Origin of the sequence: Enterobacter cloacae complex sp. IR5450, assembly GCF_049238665.1 — a bacterium.
GTDB classification, from domain to species: domain Bacteria; phylum Pseudomonadota; class Gammaproteobacteria; order Enterobacterales; family Enterobacteriaceae; genus Enterobacter; species Enterobacter hormaechei_C.
In genome coordinates, this window is sequence record NZ_JBMKIC010000005.1 from 106,589 (window position 1) to 122,863 (window position 16,275).

The following is a 16,275-nucleotide window of genomic DNA, read 5'->3' on the forward strand; positions in this document are numbered from 1 at the left end:
CCGCTGCTCTGCGAGTGTAGCCGTGTTAAGAGATGAAGAAAATCCCATTCATCAGGGTTTTGCGAAACCTGACAGTGAAACAAAAAGGAAAGTCTTTTTTGTGACAGTTAGATACAATTCACCGTCTCACTCCCGCCATTCGATTCAGGGAAGGGTTGTATGCTCGAAATGTTAATGCAGTGGTATCGGCGTCGGTTTAGCGACCCGGAAGCCATTGCTTTGCTGGTCATTCTGGTTGCCGGATTCGGTATCCTGTTCTTCTTTAGTGGCCTGCTGGCACCGCTACTGGTGGCGATTGTACTGGCGTATCTGTTGGAGTGGCCCACCGCGCGTCTGGAACATATCGGCTGTTCCCGCCGCTGGGCGACCAGCATTGTCCTGGTGCTGTTTGTCGGTATTCTGCTGCTGATGTCCTTCGTGGTGATGCCCATCGCCTGGCAACAGGGGATCTACCTGATCCGTGATATGCCCGGCATGCTGAATAAACTGTCTGATTTTGCCGCCACGCTGCCGCGCCGCTATCCTGCGCTGATGGACGCCGGGATTATCGATGCGATGGCCGAAAACATGCGCGCCCGCATCATGACCATGGGGGATTCGGTGGTGAAATACTCTCTGGCCTCGCTGGTGGGGTTGCTGACGCTGGCGGTTTACCTTGTTCTCGTGCCGCTAATGGTGTTTTTCCTGGTCAAAGATAAAGAGCAGATGCTGAACGCGGTGCGCCGCGTGCTGCCGCGCAATCGCGGTCTCGCCGGTCAGGTCTGGCAGGAGATGAACCAGCAGATCACCAACTACATTCGCGGCAAAGTGCTGGAGATGATTGTGGTGGGCGTGGCGACCTGGATTGGCTTCGTGATCTTCGGGCTGAACTACTCGCTGCTGCTGGCGGTGCTGGTCGGATTCTCGGTTCTGATCCCGTATATCGGCGCGTTTGTGGTGACCATTCCGGTAGTCGGTGTGGCGCTGTTCCAGTTTGGTCTGGGTACGGAGTTCTGGAGCTGTTTCGCCGTATACCTGATTATTCAGGGACTGGATGGGAACCTGCTGGTACCGGTGCTGTTCTCAGAAGCCGTTAACCTGCATCCGCTGGTGATTATCCTGTCAGTGGTGATTTTCGGCGGGCTGTGGGGATTCTGGGGCGTGTTCTTCGCCATTCCGCTGGCGACGCTGATTAAAGCCGTGGTCCACGCGTGGCCGGATGTGCCGGCGGTGGAGGAGAAGTAGTTTTGCCGGGTGGCGCTGCGCTTACCCGGCCTACTTATTCTTGTAGGTCGGGTAAGGCGAAGCCGCCACCCGACACTCACTTTCAGGCACTTTCTTTCAGCCACTTCAACACCACGTCGTGGTGGTTGCTGGTTTTGAAATCATCAAACACGTGCTCAACTCTACCGTCAGCGCCAATCAGGAAGCTGATACGGTGAATACCGTCGTACGTTTTGCCCATAAAGGACTTCTCACCCCAGACGCCAAACTGCTCGCAAACCTGGTGGTCTTCATCGGAAAGCAGCGTGAAGTTCAGCAGCTCTTTTTCCGCAAAACGTGACAGCTTCTCTGGCTTATCGGTGCTGATGCCCAGCACTTCCACACCGACCTTTTTCAACTCATCCATGTTGTCGCGTAGACCGCAGGCCTGTACGGTACAGCCCGGGGTCATGGCTTTCGGGTAGAAATAGACCAGAACACGCTGTCCCTGGAAGTCGGTCAAATTTACTTGCTCGCCGTCTTGATCCGGTAAGCTAAATTTCGGTGCGATATCACCGGCTTTCAGTGGGTTCATTACTCAACTCCATCCTGTTCGTGCTGCGAATAATCGACGACGCTTATACTGCCTTGCGCGTGTAATTCTGTACAGAGGGCTTTGAACGCTTGCTCGATATTTGACGCATCCTGCGAGGCAGGGCTGTGTGCGGTAATTTGAATAAACAGCGTCGGGATTGCGTTTTCATCGCCCGGCTGCGTGCGGGAAACCAGTTCGGCAATGTTCATCTGATGGCTGTCAAACAGCGCCGTAAAACGTTCAATCAGATGAGGTGAATCAGGCACTTCAACCTGTACCCAGACCGTGGCAGGCAGAGCCGGACGCGGGCGCGCGGTGGTGCGCTTCATCACAATCAGTAAATCCAGCTCTGCGCCTTTCAGCGGCAGGGTAGATTCGATGAGGGTAATGGCATTCCATGTTCCGGAAAGCAGCATGATGAACGTGAACTCTTCGCCAAGCATAGCCAGCCGGCTGTCTTCGATGTTGCAGCCGCAGCTGCTCACGTGGCGAGTGATGGTATTCACGATACCCGGCCTGTCAGCACCCAGCGCAGTGATAACCAGGTAATGTTGTGATGAGGTTGTCAAACCTGTTCTTCCTTTGCGTGGTTAAGTCTTCCTAAGGAAAGCATAAAAAAAACATGCATACAACCGCCTGAGAGCCTCAGGTCGCTTGCTTTTATTACAGTTCCAAACGTAACATTGAGGCTCTTGTTCGCACAGAGGATGGCTCATGTTCACGGGAAGTATTGTCGCGCTTGTTACACCGATGGATGAAAAAGGTAATGTCTGCCGGTCAAGCATGAAGAAGCTCATTGATTACCATGTCGCCAATGGAACCTCGGCGATCGTTTCGGTAGGGACTACCGGTGAATCCGCTACGCTGAGCCACGAAGAGCACGGCGACGTTGTGATGCTGACCCTGGAACTGGCGGACGGGCGTATTCCGGTCATCGCGGGGACGGGCGCAAACGCAACCGCAGAAGCTATCAGTCTGACCCAACGTTTTAACGACAGCGGCATTGTCGGCTGTCTGACGGTGACCCCTTATTACAACCGTCCTACTCAGGAAGGTTTGTTCCAGCATTTCAAAGCCATCGCTGAACATACTGACTTGCCACAAATTCTGTATAATGTTCCGTCCCGTACCGGTTGCGATATGCTGCCGGAAACCGTTGGCCGTCTCTCGAAAGTAAAAAATATTATCGGGATTAAAGAGGCGACAGGGAACTTAAGCCGCGTTCATCAGATCAAAGAGCTGGTTTCAGACGACTTTATCCTGTTGAGCGGTGATGATGCGACCGCGCTGGACTTTATGCAGCTCGGTGGTAACGGCGTGATTTCCGTGACGGCGAACGTGGCGGCGCGCGATATGGCTGACATGTGCAAACTGGCCGCAGCCGGTCACTTTGATGAAGCTCGCGTGATTAATCAGCGTCTGATGCCGTTGCACAATAAATTATTTGTCGAACCCAATCCGATCCCAGTGAAATGGGCATGTAAGGAGTTGGGGCTTGTAGCAACCGACACGCTGCGTCTGCCAATGACACCGATTACCGACCACGGTCGTGAAATTGTCGCTGGCGCGCTGAAACATGCCGGTTTGCTGTAAAGTTTAGGGAGATTTGATGGCTTATTCAGTACAGAAGTCGCGCCTGGCGAAGGTTGCGGGTGTTTCGCTTGTTATGCTCCTCGCTGCCTGTAGTTCAGACTCGCGCTACAAGCGCCAGGTGAGCGGTGATGAATCCTATCTGGATGCGCCGCCGCTTGCTGAACTTCACGCGCCTGCCGGCATGATCCTGCCGATCCAGAACGGTGATTATAATATTCCGGTTACCAACGGCAGCGGCCTGGTGGGTAAAGCGCTCGATATTCGTCCGCCAGCTCAGCCTCTGGCGCTCGTGAGCGGCGCGCGCACGCAGTTCACCGGTGATACAGCTTCTCTGCTGGTGGAAAGCGCACGCGGTACAACGCTGTGGCCGCAGGTTGTAAGCGTCATTCAGTCGAAAAACTATACGATTGATAAACGCGACGACGCCAGCCAAGCTTTAACTACCGACTGGATTGAGTGGAACCGTCTCGATGAAGACCAGCAGTACCGTGGTCGTTATCAAGTCTCCGTTAAGCCGCAGGGTTATCAGCAGGCGGTTACCGTTAAGCTGTTGAATCTTGAGCAGGCAGGTAAACCGGTTGCCGATCCGTCCGCCATGCAGCGCTACAGCACTGAAATGCTGAACGTGATTGCAGCGGGTCTGGATAAGAACGCTACCGATGCCGCAAACGCCGCGCAGAACCGTAACGGCTCAACCTTTGACGTGCAGAGCGGTGCAGACGATACCGGTCTGCCGATGCTGGTGGTGCGTGCGCCGTTTAACCAGACCTGGCAGCGTCTGCCAGCAACGCTTGAAAAAGTGGGCATGAAGGTGACTGACAGCACCCGTTCAACGGGCAGTATCACAGCGACCTATAAGCCGCTGTCTGATAGCGCCTGGCAGGAGTTGGGGGCAAGCGATCCACAGCTGCCTTCCGGTGACTACAAAATCCAGGTCGGCGACCTCGATAACCGCAGCAGCCTGCAATTTATCGATCCGAAAGGACACACGCTGACCCAGGCGCAGAACGATGCGCTGGTCGCTGCCTTCCAGGCCGCATTCAGCAAATAATAGTGAGGGCTGGTTATTCCAGCCCTTTTTATTTTCGTGCTACGCAAACGTGTGCGTGGCATAATATGGCCAGTTTTGAATACAAATCATCACACCAGGAGTAATGAAGATGCAGAAGCAAGCTGAGTTGTATCGTGGCAAAGCGAAAACCGTATACAGCACGGAAAACCCGGATCTGTTGGTGCTCGAATTCCGCAATGATACGTCAGCAGGAGACGGCGCACGCATTGAGCAGTTCGATCGTAAGGGCATGGTGAACAACAAGTTCAACCACTTCATTATGACCAAACTGGCCGAAGCCGGTATCCCGACTCAGATGGAAGCGTTGTTGTCCGATACGGAATGTCTGGTAAAAAAACTGGATATGGTGCCGGTTGAGTGCGTGATCCGTAACCGTGCCGCAGGCTCCCTGGTGAAGCGTCTGGGCATCGAAGAAGGTATCGAACTGAATCCACCGCTGTTCGATCTGTTCCTGAAAAACGACGCCATGCATGACCCGATGGTCAACGAATCCTACTGTGAAACCTTCGGCTGGGTAAGCAAAGAGAACCTGGCGCGCATGCAGGAACTGACCTACAAAGCCAACGACGTGCTGAAAAAGCTGTTTGATGACGCGGGCCTGATCCTGGTCGACTTCAAGCTGGAGTTCGGTCTGTACAAAGGCGAAGTGGTGCTGGGCGACGAATTCTCTCCGGACGGCAGCCGCCTGTGGGACAAAGAGACGCTGGATAAAATGGACAAAGACCGTTTCCGCCAGAGTCTGGGTGGCGTGGTCGAAGCGTACGAAGCGGTTGCTCACCGTTTAGGCGTTAAGCTCGACTAAACTGCGCAATTGCCAAAGGATGTTGGCATCCTTTGGCGTCTTATCCTTGTTTACTATGGTAATCCTTTCATTAACCGCCTACGATCATAGCTATTATAAATGGAATAGTTCGAGGTGTTTATGCGCTGGCAAGGGCGTCGTGAAAGTGACAACGTAGAAGACAGACGCAGCAGTGGTGGCGGTGGTCCGTCTATGGGCGGGCCAGGTTTCCGGTTACCCAGCGGCAAGGGCGGCATTATTCTGCTGGTCGTCGTGCTGGTGGCGGGCTACTACGGTGTCGACCTGACCGGTTTGATGACCGGTGAAACCGGGCAACAGCAGCAGTATTCTCAGCGCTCCATCAGCCCAAATGAAGATGAAGCGGCGAAATTTACTTCCGTTATTCTCGCGACGACCGAAGATACCTGGGGTCAGCAGTTCGAGAAAATGGGGCGGACTTATCAGCCGCCAAAACTGGTGATGTACCGGGGCGCAACCCGCACCGGCTGTGGCACCGGGCAGTCCGTTATGGGGCCGTTCTACTGCCCGGCGGACAGCACCGTCTATATCGATCTCTCCTTCTATGACGACATGAAAAGCAAGCTGGGCGCCGACGGCGATTTTGCCCAGGGCTACGTGATCGCGCATGAAGTCGGCCACCATGTGCAGAAGCTCCTCGGCATTGAGCCTAAAGTGCGTCAGATGCAGCAGAATGCGTCTCAGGCGGAGGTGAATCGTCTTTCCGTACGCATGGAGCTTCAGGCCGACTGCTTCGCTGGCGTCTGGGGACATAGCATGCAGCAGCAGGGCGTGCTGGAAACAGGCGATCTGGAAGAGGCCCTGAATGCCGCACAGGCGATTGGTGACGATCGCTTGCAGCAGCAGAGCCAGGGGCGCGTTGTGCCGGACAGCTTTACCCATGGCACCTCAGAGCAGCGCTACAGCTGGTTTAAGCGTGGCTTCGACAGCGGCAACCCGTCGCAGTGTAATACCTTCGGCAAAGCTATGTGATGTTGGGGTTTGAACAGCTGGTTAACCAGCTTCAGCGTACCGGGCACCGCCGGCTGGTGGTGCTCAGCGGCGATGAAGCGTGGACGTTGAGCCAGGTGACCCATCTGCGCGATACGTTACCAGGAGACTGGCTGTGGCTGGAGGAAAACCCCTCTAAGGCCATCAGCGGCCTGCTGGGACGTGAATACCTGCACGCCGTTTTTGACGCGCGAGACGGGTTTGACGTCTCGGCCTTCGCCGCCCTCAGCGGGACCCTGCGCGCCGGAAGCCTTCTGGTGCTGCTGGTGCCGCCGTTCTCCGTCTGGGCCGACAGGCCCGACAGGGATTCTCTGCGCTGGAGCGACAGCGCAGAGCCGATCGCCACCCCGCACTTTGTTCACCACTTTTGCCGGATGCTTACCGCCGATTCAGATGCCATCGTCTGGCATCAACATCGTCCTCTGTGCCTTCCCGTTGCGCCAGATTTACCCGCCTGGCAGCCCGCCAGCGGTGAACCGCAGCGCGAGCAGGCTGAAATCCTCGACGCTCTTCTGACCATGCCTGCGGGCGTGGCCGCCGTGACGGCGCCGCGCGGACGCGGAAAGTCCGCCCTGGCGGGCATGTTGCTGAGCGGCATTCAGGGGTGTGCAGTAGTGACGGCACCGGCAAAAGGGGCGACGGATGTCATCGCGCGTTTCGCCGGGGAACGTTTTCACTTTATGGCCCCGGATGCGCTGCTGGCCTCCACCACAGAAGCTGACTGGCTGATTGTCGATGAGGCAGCCGCTATCCCCGGCCCGCTGCTGGAGAAGCTGGTGTCGCGCTTTCCCCGCGTGTTGCTGACCACCACGGTGCAGGGTTATGAAGGCACGGGCAGGGGATTCCTGCTGAAGTTCTGCGCCCGGTTCAGCGGGCTGCGGCGTTATACCTTATCCACGCCAGTTCGCTGGGCTGCCGGATGCCCCCTTGAGCGGATAGTGGCGAACGCGCTGCTGTTCGACGATGCGCTTATCGATCGCAAACCGGCAGGGGAGGTACGTTTAACGTCGCTGGAGCCCGGGACATGGGAGAACGATCCGGCGCGCGGGGCAGGCGTGTATGAACTGCTGTGTGCCGCGCACTACCGAACGTCCCCCCTCGATTTACGCCGGATGATGGACGCCCCCGGCCAGCACTTTGCTGTTGCTCAGGCGGGCGCGGAGATCGCGGGCGCGCTCTGGCTGGTGGAGGAGGGGGGATTACCCCCTGAACTTAGCCGCGCAGTATGGGCGGGGTTTCGTCGGCCGCGTGGAAATCTGGTGGCGCAGTCGCTGGCGGCGCACGGCGGTTCGCCGCTCGCGGCGACGCTGAAAGGCCGACGCGTCAGCCGCATTGCGGTTCATCCCCATCGCCAGCGGGAAGGCATCGGCCAGCGGCTGATCCGCAGTGCCAGCGGAGAAGATTATCTCTCGGTCAGCTTTGGCTATACCGACGAGCTGTGGCGTTTCTGGCGGCAGTGCGGGTTTGTGCTGGTGCGGATGGGCAGCCACCGGGAAGCCAGCAGCGGGTGCTATACGGCGATGGCGTTGCTGCCGCTGAGCGAGGCGGGGCATCAGCTCTGCGAACAGGCGCATCAGCGTTTATGTCGTGATATGCGCGTCCTGTCGGCCTGGAATGGCGAAAAGATCCCGGTGACGGATGCATGGGAAGCTACCCTTAATAGTGATGACTGGCTGGAGCTGGCGGGGTTTGCCTTTGCTCACCGGGCGTTTTCAACCTCGGTTGCGGCGCTAACGCGATTGGTGTTAGCCGTGGACATCCCACTCCCGGCGCTGCGCGGGAAAATGGAAGGGAATACGCACGATTTCGGGCGCAAAGCGCTGCTGGCGAAGCTACGCGAGGAAACCGCACACGCGCTTGAAAGGCTTGATTACTCCCGTAGCCAGCAGCTGAAAGCCGACATTTTGCAATGGCAATTTTTTCAATGACTTCTTCAGTAAAGTGGCATGGTCATTACCCCGCAGAGGCGTAAAATCCTGCTTATCAATTAAGGAGATCGCCATGAAACATGACCATTTTGTTGTGCAAAGCCCGGATACGCCTGCTAAACAGCTCCTGCTTCTGTTTCATGGCGTGGGCGACAATGCCGTCAATATGGGACAGATTGGCAGCTGGTTTGCACCCGTTTTCCCACACGCGCTGATCGTCAGCATCGGCGGCGTGGAGCCGTGCGGTCCGGACGGCCGGCAGTGGTTTTCCGTCGAGGGCGTGACGGAGGAGAATCGTCAGGCGCGTATTGATGCCGTTATGCCAGCCTTTATCGATACCGTGCGTTACTGGCAGCAGCAGAGCGGCGTAGGCGCCGACGCAACGGCGCTGATTGGCTTCTCTCAGGGTTCAATCATGTCGCTGGAAAGCGTAAAAGCGCAGCCCGGACTGGTGTCCCGCGTGATTGCCTTTAACGGGCGTTTTGCGACGTTACCGCAAAGCGCGACCACGCAGACTACGATCCATCTCATTCATGGGGGTGAAGACCGGGTAATTGAGCTTTCGCATGCAGTAGCCGCCCAGGAGACGCTGATGCGCGAGGGCGGAGATGTGACGCTGGATATCGTAGACGATCTGGGGCATGCCATTGACGATCGCAGCATGCAGTTCGCGCTCGATCATCTGCGTTATACCGTACCGAAGCACTACTTTGATGAAGCGCTCAGCGGCGCTAAGCCGAATGACGATGATATCGTCGAGTTTATTTAAACATTTCCCCTCTCCCCAAAGGGAGAGGGAACAAAACCCCCCTCGTCCCTCTGGGGAGAGGGGCCGGGGGTGAGGGGTGTGTACAATTACTTCTTCTGGTCCTTCTTCGGCCAGTCGTCTTCATCGTCCCACTTGTCGTTAAAATCACGGTGCGGCGGAAGATCCGGTTTGTTGGCAAGGAACTTTTTGTGGTCAACGCGCTTGAGATCTTTAATCACGTTAAGCAGCACGCCTACCAGAAATACCAACACCAGAATCCACCAGTACTTTGAAAGCCAGTCCATTCGCTAATCCTCTTTAAGCACCCGTCAGGCGACGAGTTGCTCCATAATACGTTGATACATGCGGGCCAGCAGTTGTAAATCGGCAGCGTTCACGCATTCATTGATTTTGTGAATCGTCGCGTTAACCGGACCCAGTTCGACAACCTGTGCGCCCATGCGGGCGATAAAGCGTCCGTCAGACGTGCCGCCCGTTGTCAGCAGTTGTGGCTTAATTTCATTATAGTGCGCAATGGCGTTCACTACCGCATCCACCAGTTTACCGCGCTGCGTCAGGAACGGCTGGCCAGACAGCCACCAGTCGAGGGTATAGCGCAGCTGATATTTCTCGAGCAGCGCAATCACTCGCGCTTTGATCATCTCGTCAGTCAGTTCGGTGCTGAAGCGGAAGTTAAACTGGACGAAGAGATCGCCGGGAATGACGTTGTTGCTGCCGGTGCCAGCCTTGATGTTGGCTATCTGCATGCTGGTTGGCGGGAAAAATTCATTGCCTTTATCCCATTCAATGCTCACCAGTTCGTTCAGCATCGGCGCGGCGCGGTGTACCGGGTTATCCGCCAGGTGCGGATAGGCAACGTGGCCCTGCACGCCATGAATAGTCAAATTGCAGGTCAGGGATCCACGGCGGCCATTTTTCACCACATCGCCCACCACTTCGGTGCTGGACGGTTCGCCCACCAGACAGTAGTCCAGACGTTCATTGCGCGCCATCAGCGCCTCAACGACCTTCACGGTGCCGTTGTGGGCGCTGGCTTCTTCATCGGAGGTAATCAAAAACGCAAGACGGTTTTTATGGTTCGGATGCTGGGCGACGAAACGCTCTGCCGCCACGACCATCGCAGCCAGGGAACCTTTCATGTCCGCAGCGCCGCGTCCGAAAAGCATGCCGTCGCGGATGGTCGGCTCAAAAGGCGGGTTGATCCAGCGGTCTGCGTCGCCCGCGGGAACTACGTCAGTATGTCCGGCAAACGCCAGCGTCTCCCCCTGACCGCGCCATGCCCAGAAGTTCTGCGTATCGCCAAAATCCATGTGCTCCACGGTAAAACCGATGGCACGCAGGCGCTCAATCATTAATGCCTGACAACCTGCGTCGTCCGGGCTAAGGGAAGGACGGCGAATAAGCTGCTGAGTCAGCTCAATGACCGGGCATGACATAGACTACACCTCAACGAATAAATCTGAATAAAGGGTTTCACTGAAACCCAGCAGCATAGGCTGACCTGGCTTGCAGAGCAATGGGCGTTTGATGATTGCCGGCATTTCAAGCATCAATTTGGCTGCGCTGTCGGCGTCGTTGATCGTGGCCCGGAGAGATTCATCCAGTTTTCGCCAGGTGGTCCCGCGGGTATTCAGCAGCGCTTCCCATCCCAGTTCGTTGATGGCGGAATGGAGAAACGCGGGGTCAAGCCCGTCGGCACGGTAATCGTGGAAGCGATAGTCGATGTTGTGTGCTTCCAGCCAGCGGCGGGCTTTTTTAATCGTGTCGCAATTCTTAATGCCGTACATCACAACCATAGTGAATCCTTTTGTTCTTTTGTGGATTTAATGTTCAATATTTTCGAAGATATATCCTTAAGTGGAATATAACACATTCGGAATTTTTCGGGATTTACAATTCTCCATAATTCAACGAACAGCTGTAAGCTGAATAGTCTTTCATCTTTTAAGCATAGTTGTCCACCCTGTTTAAATTGCCAATAAACTCAGGGGGAAATTAAAAATGCTGTCATTTTTCCGACTATTTCAAAATATTGCTGTAGGTCACATAAAATTTAACCGGCAACGCTCATAGTGATCCTAAACCTACCAGTACAGCGGGGCTCAATCACAGCAATCGGTTAAAGTGGCTTCACAATGATGATACGTTTTCGTAGAATGCGCATAATAATAAGAGAGGTTGTTATGATTGAACGTGAACTGGGGAACTGGAAAGATTTTATCGAAGGCATGCTTCGTAAATGAATTTCCGGTAAGAAATGCAAGAGCACTTAATTAACTAAAATAACCATAGTGTGAAAGAATCACACAATAAAAAGGCGGCCTGTAAAGCCGCCTTTTTTTATTTCAACGGGTTATTCCGGCTTATCCTTCAGCGGGAAACGACGACGTATCAGCACAAAGAACAGCGGTACGAAATAGATAGCCAGTATCGTCGCGGATATCATTCCCCCCATAACGCCCGTACCCACTGCGTGCTGGCTGCTGGAGCCTGCGCCGGAGCTGGTGGCCATCGGCAGGACGCCAAACACAAACGCCAGAGAGGTCATCAGGATCGGACGCAGGCGCTGAGGACAGGCGTGCAGCGTGGCGGCCATCAGTTCGTGACCTTTGGCATTCATCTCATTGGCAAATTCGACGATCAGAATGGCGTTTTTTGCCGACAATCCGATCACGGTGAGGAGTCCGACCTGGAAATAGACATCATTTTCCAGGCCGCGCATCCAGGTTGCCAGCAGCGCGCCGATGACCCCGAGAGGCACCACCAGCATCACCGAGAACGGCACTGACCAGCTTTCATACAGCGCCGCCAGGCAGAGGAATACCACCAGCAGCGAAAGAGCATACAGGGCAGGCGCCTGAGCGCCGGAAAGCCGTTCCTGGTAGGACATCGCCGTCCACTCCAGGCCAAAGCCGGTCGGTAACTGCTGAACCAGTTTTTCCATAATGTCCATTGCGGTACCGGTACTGACGCCCGGCGCGGCTTCACCGACAATCTCCAGCGCCGAATAGCCGTTGTAACGCTCCAGACGCGGCGAACCGGTCTCCCAGCGTGACGTCGCAAACGCCGAGAACGGCACCATGCCGCCGGTGTTATTGCGCACATACCAGCGGTTGATATCGTCCGGCAGCATGCGGTATTTGGCGGCAGACTGAACGTAGACCTTCTTCACGCGGCCGCGATCCATAAAGTCATTTACGTAGCTTGAGCCCCATGCCGTTTGCAGGGTGTCGTTAATGTCGTCGATGGAGACGCCCAGCGCCTGCGCTTTACGCTGGTCAATATCTACCTGTAGCTGAGGGCTGTCATCCAGACCGTTATGACGAACGCGGGTAAGCTGCGGATCTTTCCCGGCCAGCTCGAGCAGTTTATCGCGAGCAGCCATCAACGCGTCATGCCCGGCACCCGCGTGATCCTGAAGCTCCATATCAAACCCGGCTGAGCTGCCCAGGCCGCTGATGGCGGGCGGGCTGCTGGCGAAAACGCGCGCTTCCTTGATTTTGTTGAACGCTTTGGTTGCACGCTCAATGATGGCAAAGGAGGAGCCGGTATCGCTGTCGCGCTGGTCCCAGTCTTTCAGGCGCACAAACATACGCGCCACGTTCTGCCCGTTACCGCCGGGGCCAGAGCCGACGGTGGAGAAGACGGAGACCACGTTATCTTTCTCCTGAGTATGGAAGTAGTTCTCAACCTTCTGCACCACTTTCAGGGTCTGCTGCTGGGTCGAGCCGCTCGGTAACTGTACGGAAGTAATAAACATGCCGCGATCTTCCAGCGGCAGGAACGAGGTTGGCAGCCGCAGGAACAGGAAGACCATGCCGCCGAGCAGCAGGACATAAACCACCATCCAGCGCACGCTGCGGTGCAGTACTTTACCCACGCCCGCTTCATAGCGCGCCGCATTGCGGTTAAACATGCGGTTAAACCAGCCGAAGAAGCCTTTTTGACCGTGGTGTTCGCCCTTATGCAGCGGTTTGAGCAGCGTCGCGCACAGGGCAGGGGTAAGGATCATTGCCACGAGTACGGAGAGCACCATTGCAGAGACGATGGTGATCGAGAACTGGCGATAAATCGCGCCCGTGGTGCCGCCAAAAAATGCCATCGGGATAAATACCGCCGACAGCACCATGGCGATACCGACCAGCGCGCCCTGAATTTGTCCCATCGATTTGCGCGTGGCCTCGCGGGGCGAAAGCCCTTCCTCGCTCATAATGCGCTCGACGTTTTCCACCACCACGATGGCATCATCCACCAGCAGGCCGATGGCCAGCACCATGGCGAACATGGTCAGGGTGTTGATGCTGTAACCGAAGGCATACAGCACCGCAAAGGTTCCCAGCAGCACCACCGGCACCGCAATGGTGGGGATCAGCGTGGCGCGGAAGTTTTGCAGGAACAGGTACATCACGAGGAACACCAGCGCGATAGCTTCGAGCAGGGTTTTCACCACATCTTCGATGGAGGCTTTTACGAATGAGGTGGTTTCGTAGGCGACTTTGTACTCCAGTCCGTGCGGGAAGTAATGCGACAGTTCATCCAGACGCTCTAACACCCGCTGCGCGGTCGCCATTTCGTTGGCGCCGGAGGCCAGTTTTACCCCCAGTCCGGACGCGGCATTGCCGTTAAAGCGACTCAGGTAGTCATATTTTTCCGCCCCCATTTCCACGGTGGCGACATCCCCCAGACGCACTTCCGAACCGTCCTGATTCACGCGCAGAGTAATATTGCGGAACTGGTCAGGTGTCTGGAGCAGCGACTGGGAGTTGATGGTGGCGTTAAGCGCCTGGTTGTCCACGGACGGCGTACCGCCGAGCTGCCCCACGGCAATCTGGGCGTTCTGCGATTCGATAGCGTCGGTGACATCTTTAGCGGTCATCTGCACGCTGTTCAGCTTGTTGGGATCCAGCCAGATACGCATGGAGTACTGCGAGCCGTAGGCGTCGATATCACCCACGCCGTTGATACGGCTGAGCGGATCCTGAATATTACTGGCGACGTAGTCCGCGATGTCCTGCTTATCCATCGAGCCATCGGTTGAAACAAACGCGATGGTCAAAATATTGGTGTCACCGGTTTTACGCACGGTCACCCCCTGGTTCTGCACCGCCTGAGGCAGTTTACGCAGGGCCGATTGCAGCTGGTTTTGCACCTGCTGCACCGCTTCATCCGGATCCGTGCCCGCCGTAAAGCTCAGGGTTACCGTCGCCTGGCCCGTGGCACTGCTCTGCGAGGACATGTACATCAGGTTATCAAGACCCGTCATGTTCTGCTCGATAACCTGCGTGACGGTATTTTCCAGCGTCTGTGCCGAGGCGCCAGGATAGTTCGCCGTGATACGCACGTTGGGGGGCGCGAGGTCGGGGTATTGCTCAACAGGAAGGGAAGTAATCGCCAGGACACCCGTCAGACACAACAGGATTGCAAGCACCCAGGCAAAAATGGGGCGATCGATGAAAAAATTCGCCATTAAAGTGTGACCTCGTTTTGCTGCACGTCATTATTGTTTATTGCCCGCCTAACTTTAGCGGTAAGGCCCAGGTCAAACGTGGAGAAATAAAGGAGATAATGTAAATTATCATGCGCTTTTTTCAGCGCGCCTTCTTTCCCGCTATTTTTCAGCCTGCGCCGCAGGTGTCCGGAACGTCACGCTGACCTGTGTCCCACCCTGTGGCGGCTGAGAAAAGTGTAATGTTCCGCCGAGCCGTCCCGCGCGTTCGCGCATGATATTCAGCCCGTAATGCCCCGGCGGTTCACTGGCGTCGCCGATACCAATACCGTTGTCGCGGATCGTGACCGTGTGAGTGCCGTCCGCGGTGGTGACGCAGCTGACCACAATCTCGCTCGCATCGGCATGTTTAATCGCATTCAGCACTGCCTCACGCACAATCTGTAAGAGGTGCACCTGTTTTTGCGCGTCCAGCGCCAGTGATGAGAGACGGCAGTCGAGCACCAGCTTCGCGCTGGTCTGGCTTTGCAACCCGTCGAGAGACTCCTGTAGCGCGGCAGGAAGATTGGCGTGATTGAGCGTCAGGCGGAAGGTGGTGAGCAGCTCGCGTAGCTGATGCCAGGCGTTATTCAGCTCGCGAGAGAAGTCCGTGATGATAGCCTGCGCCGGGGCATTGTCGCCCGGCACGGCATGCTTCAGCAGCGTAAGCTGAATACGCAAATAGGAGAGCACCTGCGCCAGCGAATCATGCAGCTCGCGCGCGATGGTGGCGCGCTCCTCCATCAGCAGCAGTTGCTGATAATGTTTCTGCGCCTGATTAAAATAGAGCCCCCGGCCCAGCATCGTCGCCACGCTTTCCATGAGCGGCAGCGGAACATCCCCGGTCGCGCTTTGCCAGCGCAGTTCGCCGTACAGGGTATCCTGCATTAACACCGGTAAATTGTGCATTTTCTCGCCCGGGGTCTCCAGTCCTTCGTAAAGCTGCCAGTCGTCACTGGTGCGCAATTGCAGGTAATTCATCTGCGTATAGTCATGCACAATCTGCAAAATATGCCGGAAGCAGTGGCTGTCTATCTGCCCGGTATTCAACGCCTGTGAGCATTTGAACAGCATTTCGAGCTGCTGATGGGCTTCATTCAGGTGGCGGGTTTTTTCGGCAACGGAGTGCTCAAGGGAACGGTACAGGGTGTGTAATTCCGCCGACATATGGTTGAAGGCGCGGGAAAGCTGGCCCAACTCGTTGGGCAGCGTAGTATCCGGCGCGGGAGTGTCGAACTGGCCCTGTTCGATACGCTCGCTCGCCGCCACCAGATTATTCAGCGGCAGCACAACCTGACGGCGGATGCGCCGCAGGGTCACCACCGCCAGCAGCAGGATGCCCAGGCCGCCCGTCAGCGACATGCAAATCACCAGCTGAATTTTATGTTCGGTGTAGTGCTGAAGCGCCAGCACAAAGGCATCTATCCTGCCCACGAAATCCTCTATGTGGTTCTGATACCACCCGGTATCGCCGCTGGCGATACGCGTGTCCATCTCCTGCCAGCCAAGGTGCAACTGCTGGTAACGCTGTTTGACGTCCTCAGGCACATACCAGCGGTTTAGCTTCTGCAACGCAGGCGCGCTCAGCGTTTTCTGCCAGACCGCGCGGTGCTCCGCCAGCGACGGGCTGGCGCGCTGCATTTCGTAGCCCAGGCGGTAGCTCTGCATGCGCAGCGATCCGGCGATGTTAATCGCCTCGGCGTCGCGCTGGCTGCTGGCGAGTGTAACCAGCGCAATGGCGCTGATCAGAACGGACAAGACAATCATCGAAAAGAAAGCCCGAGCCAGGCTTCCCGATACGGGGCGTTTAACGGTCACTCATCGGCTTCCTGAATTAAATT

15 protein-coding genes are annotated in these 16,275 nt (G+C 56.2%); 8 read left to right on the forward strand and 7 right to left on the reverse strand.

Annotated features, from left to right (window positions below; all coding sequences use genetic code 11):
* Positions 1-159: 159 nt before the first annotated feature.
* On the forward strand, positions 160-1,224 hold the full coding sequence (locus ACOTYB_RS06500; RefSeq protein WP_003860546.1) for an AI-2E family transporter: 1,065 nt from the start codon (positions 160-162) through the stop codon (positions 1,222-1,224).
* Between the two features lie 82 nt (positions 1,225-1,306).
* On the opposite strand, the gene bcp is transcribed toward ACOTYB_RS06500, so the two are convergent.
* Positions 1,307-1,777, reverse strand: a complete 471-nt coding sequence (gene bcp / locus ACOTYB_RS06505; protein ID WP_003860544.1) for a thioredoxin-dependent thiol peroxidase — start codon at positions 1,775-1,777, stop codon at positions 1,307-1,309.
* A complete protein-coding gene (locus tag ACOTYB_RS06510; RefSeq protein WP_000213743.1) occupies positions 1,777-2,346 on the reverse strand; it encodes a glycine cleavage system transcriptional repressor in 570 nt (189 codons plus the stop codon). The genes bcp and ACOTYB_RS06510 overlap by 1 nt, the downstream gene beginning before the upstream one ends.
* Positions 2,347-2,491: 145 nt before the next feature.
* Here ACOTYB_RS06510 and dapA point away from each other — a divergent pair, with 145 nt between their 5' ends.
* The 6 genes from dapA to ypfH all read left to right on the forward strand — a co-directional run bounded on the left by dapA (position 2,492) and on the right by ypfH (position 8,949).
* Entirely contained in the window at positions 2,492-3,370 is an 879-nt protein-coding gene (dapA, locus tag ACOTYB_RS06515) for a 4-hydroxy-tetrahydrodipicolinate synthase (protein ID WP_003860542.1), read from the forward strand.
* A gap of 16 nt (positions 3,371-3,386) precedes the next feature.
* Complete coding sequence (gene bamC, locus ACOTYB_RS06520; protein ID WP_003860539.1) at positions 3,387-4,421, forward strand: outer membrane protein assembly factor BamC; 1,035 nt, start codon at positions 3,387-3,389, stop codon at positions 4,419-4,421.
* Positions 4,422-4,530: 109 nt separating this feature from the next.
* Positions 4,531-5,244, forward strand: coding sequence for a phosphoribosylaminoimidazolesuccinocarboxamide synthase (gene purC / locus ACOTYB_RS06525; protein WP_001171626.1), 714 nt, complete (start codon positions 4,531-4,533; stop codon positions 5,242-5,244).
* Between the two features lie 120 nt (positions 5,245-5,364).
* On the forward strand, positions 5,365-6,234 hold the full coding sequence (locus ACOTYB_RS06530; protein ID WP_001303362.1) for a neutral zinc metallopeptidase: 870 nt from the start codon (positions 5,365-5,367) through the stop codon (positions 6,232-6,234).
* Positions 6,234-8,180 (forward strand): tRNA(Met) cytidine acetyltransferase TmcA, encoded by a 1,947-nt coding sequence (locus ACOTYB_RS06535; RefSeq protein WP_409248810.1) that lies wholly within the window; start codon positions 6,234-6,236, stop codon positions 8,178-8,180. The genes ACOTYB_RS06530 and ACOTYB_RS06535 overlap by 1 nt, the downstream gene beginning before the upstream one ends.
* Positions 8,181-8,253: 73 nt before the next feature.
* Positions 8,254-8,949: an esterase gene (gene ypfH / locus ACOTYB_RS06540; RefSeq protein ID WP_023314628.1), complete on the forward strand. Its 696-nt coding sequence runs from the start codon at positions 8,254-8,256 to the stop codon at positions 8,947-8,949.
* A gap of 86 nt (positions 8,950-9,035) precedes the next feature.
* Here ypfH and ACOTYB_RS06545 read toward each other — a convergent pair whose 3' ends face one another.
* The 3 genes from ACOTYB_RS06545 to ACOTYB_RS06555 are packed head-to-tail and all read right to left on the reverse strand — an operon-like array spanning position 9,036 to position 10,745.
* Positions 9,036-9,233, reverse strand: a complete 198-nt coding sequence (locus ACOTYB_RS06545) for a YpfN family protein (protein ID WP_000383991.1) — start codon at positions 9,231-9,233, stop codon at positions 9,036-9,038.
* 24 nt (positions 9,234-9,257) lie between these two features.
* Positions 9,258-10,385 carry a succinyl-diaminopimelate desuccinylase gene (gene dapE / locus ACOTYB_RS06550; protein ID WP_003863566.1) on the reverse strand — a complete coding sequence of 376 codons (1,128 nt, stop codon included), beginning with the start codon at positions 10,383-10,385 and terminating at the stop codon, positions 9,258-9,260.
* Positions 10,386-10,388: 3 nt separating this feature from the next.
* Entirely contained in the window at positions 10,389-10,745 is a 357-nt protein-coding gene (locus ACOTYB_RS06555; RefSeq protein WP_015572203.1) for an ArsC family reductase, read from the reverse strand.
* A gap of 387 nt (positions 10,746-11,132) precedes the next feature.
* On the opposite strand from ACOTYB_RS06555, the gene ypfM reads away from it, so the two are divergent.
* The gene (gene ypfM, locus ACOTYB_RS06560; protein ID WP_015572204.1) at positions 11,133-11,192 is read left to right on the forward strand and encodes a protein YpfM; all 60 of its coding nucleotides are present in this window, start codon (positions 11,133-11,135) and stop codon (positions 11,190-11,192) included.
* Positions 11,193-11,302: 110 nt separating this feature from the next.
* Here ypfM and acrD read toward each other — a convergent pair whose 3' ends face one another.
* Entirely contained in the window at positions 11,303-14,416 is a 3,114-nt protein-coding gene (gene acrD, locus ACOTYB_RS06565; RefSeq protein WP_220317011.1) for a multidrug efflux RND transporter permease AcrD, read from the reverse strand.
* 141 nt (positions 14,417-14,557) lie between these two features.
* A complete protein-coding gene (gene narQ, locus ACOTYB_RS06570) occupies positions 14,558-16,252 on the reverse strand; it encodes a nitrate/nitrite two-component system sensor histidine kinase NarQ (protein WP_045345537.1) in 1,695 nt (564 codons plus the stop codon).
* Between the last annotated feature and the right edge of the window lie 23 nt (positions 16,253-16,275).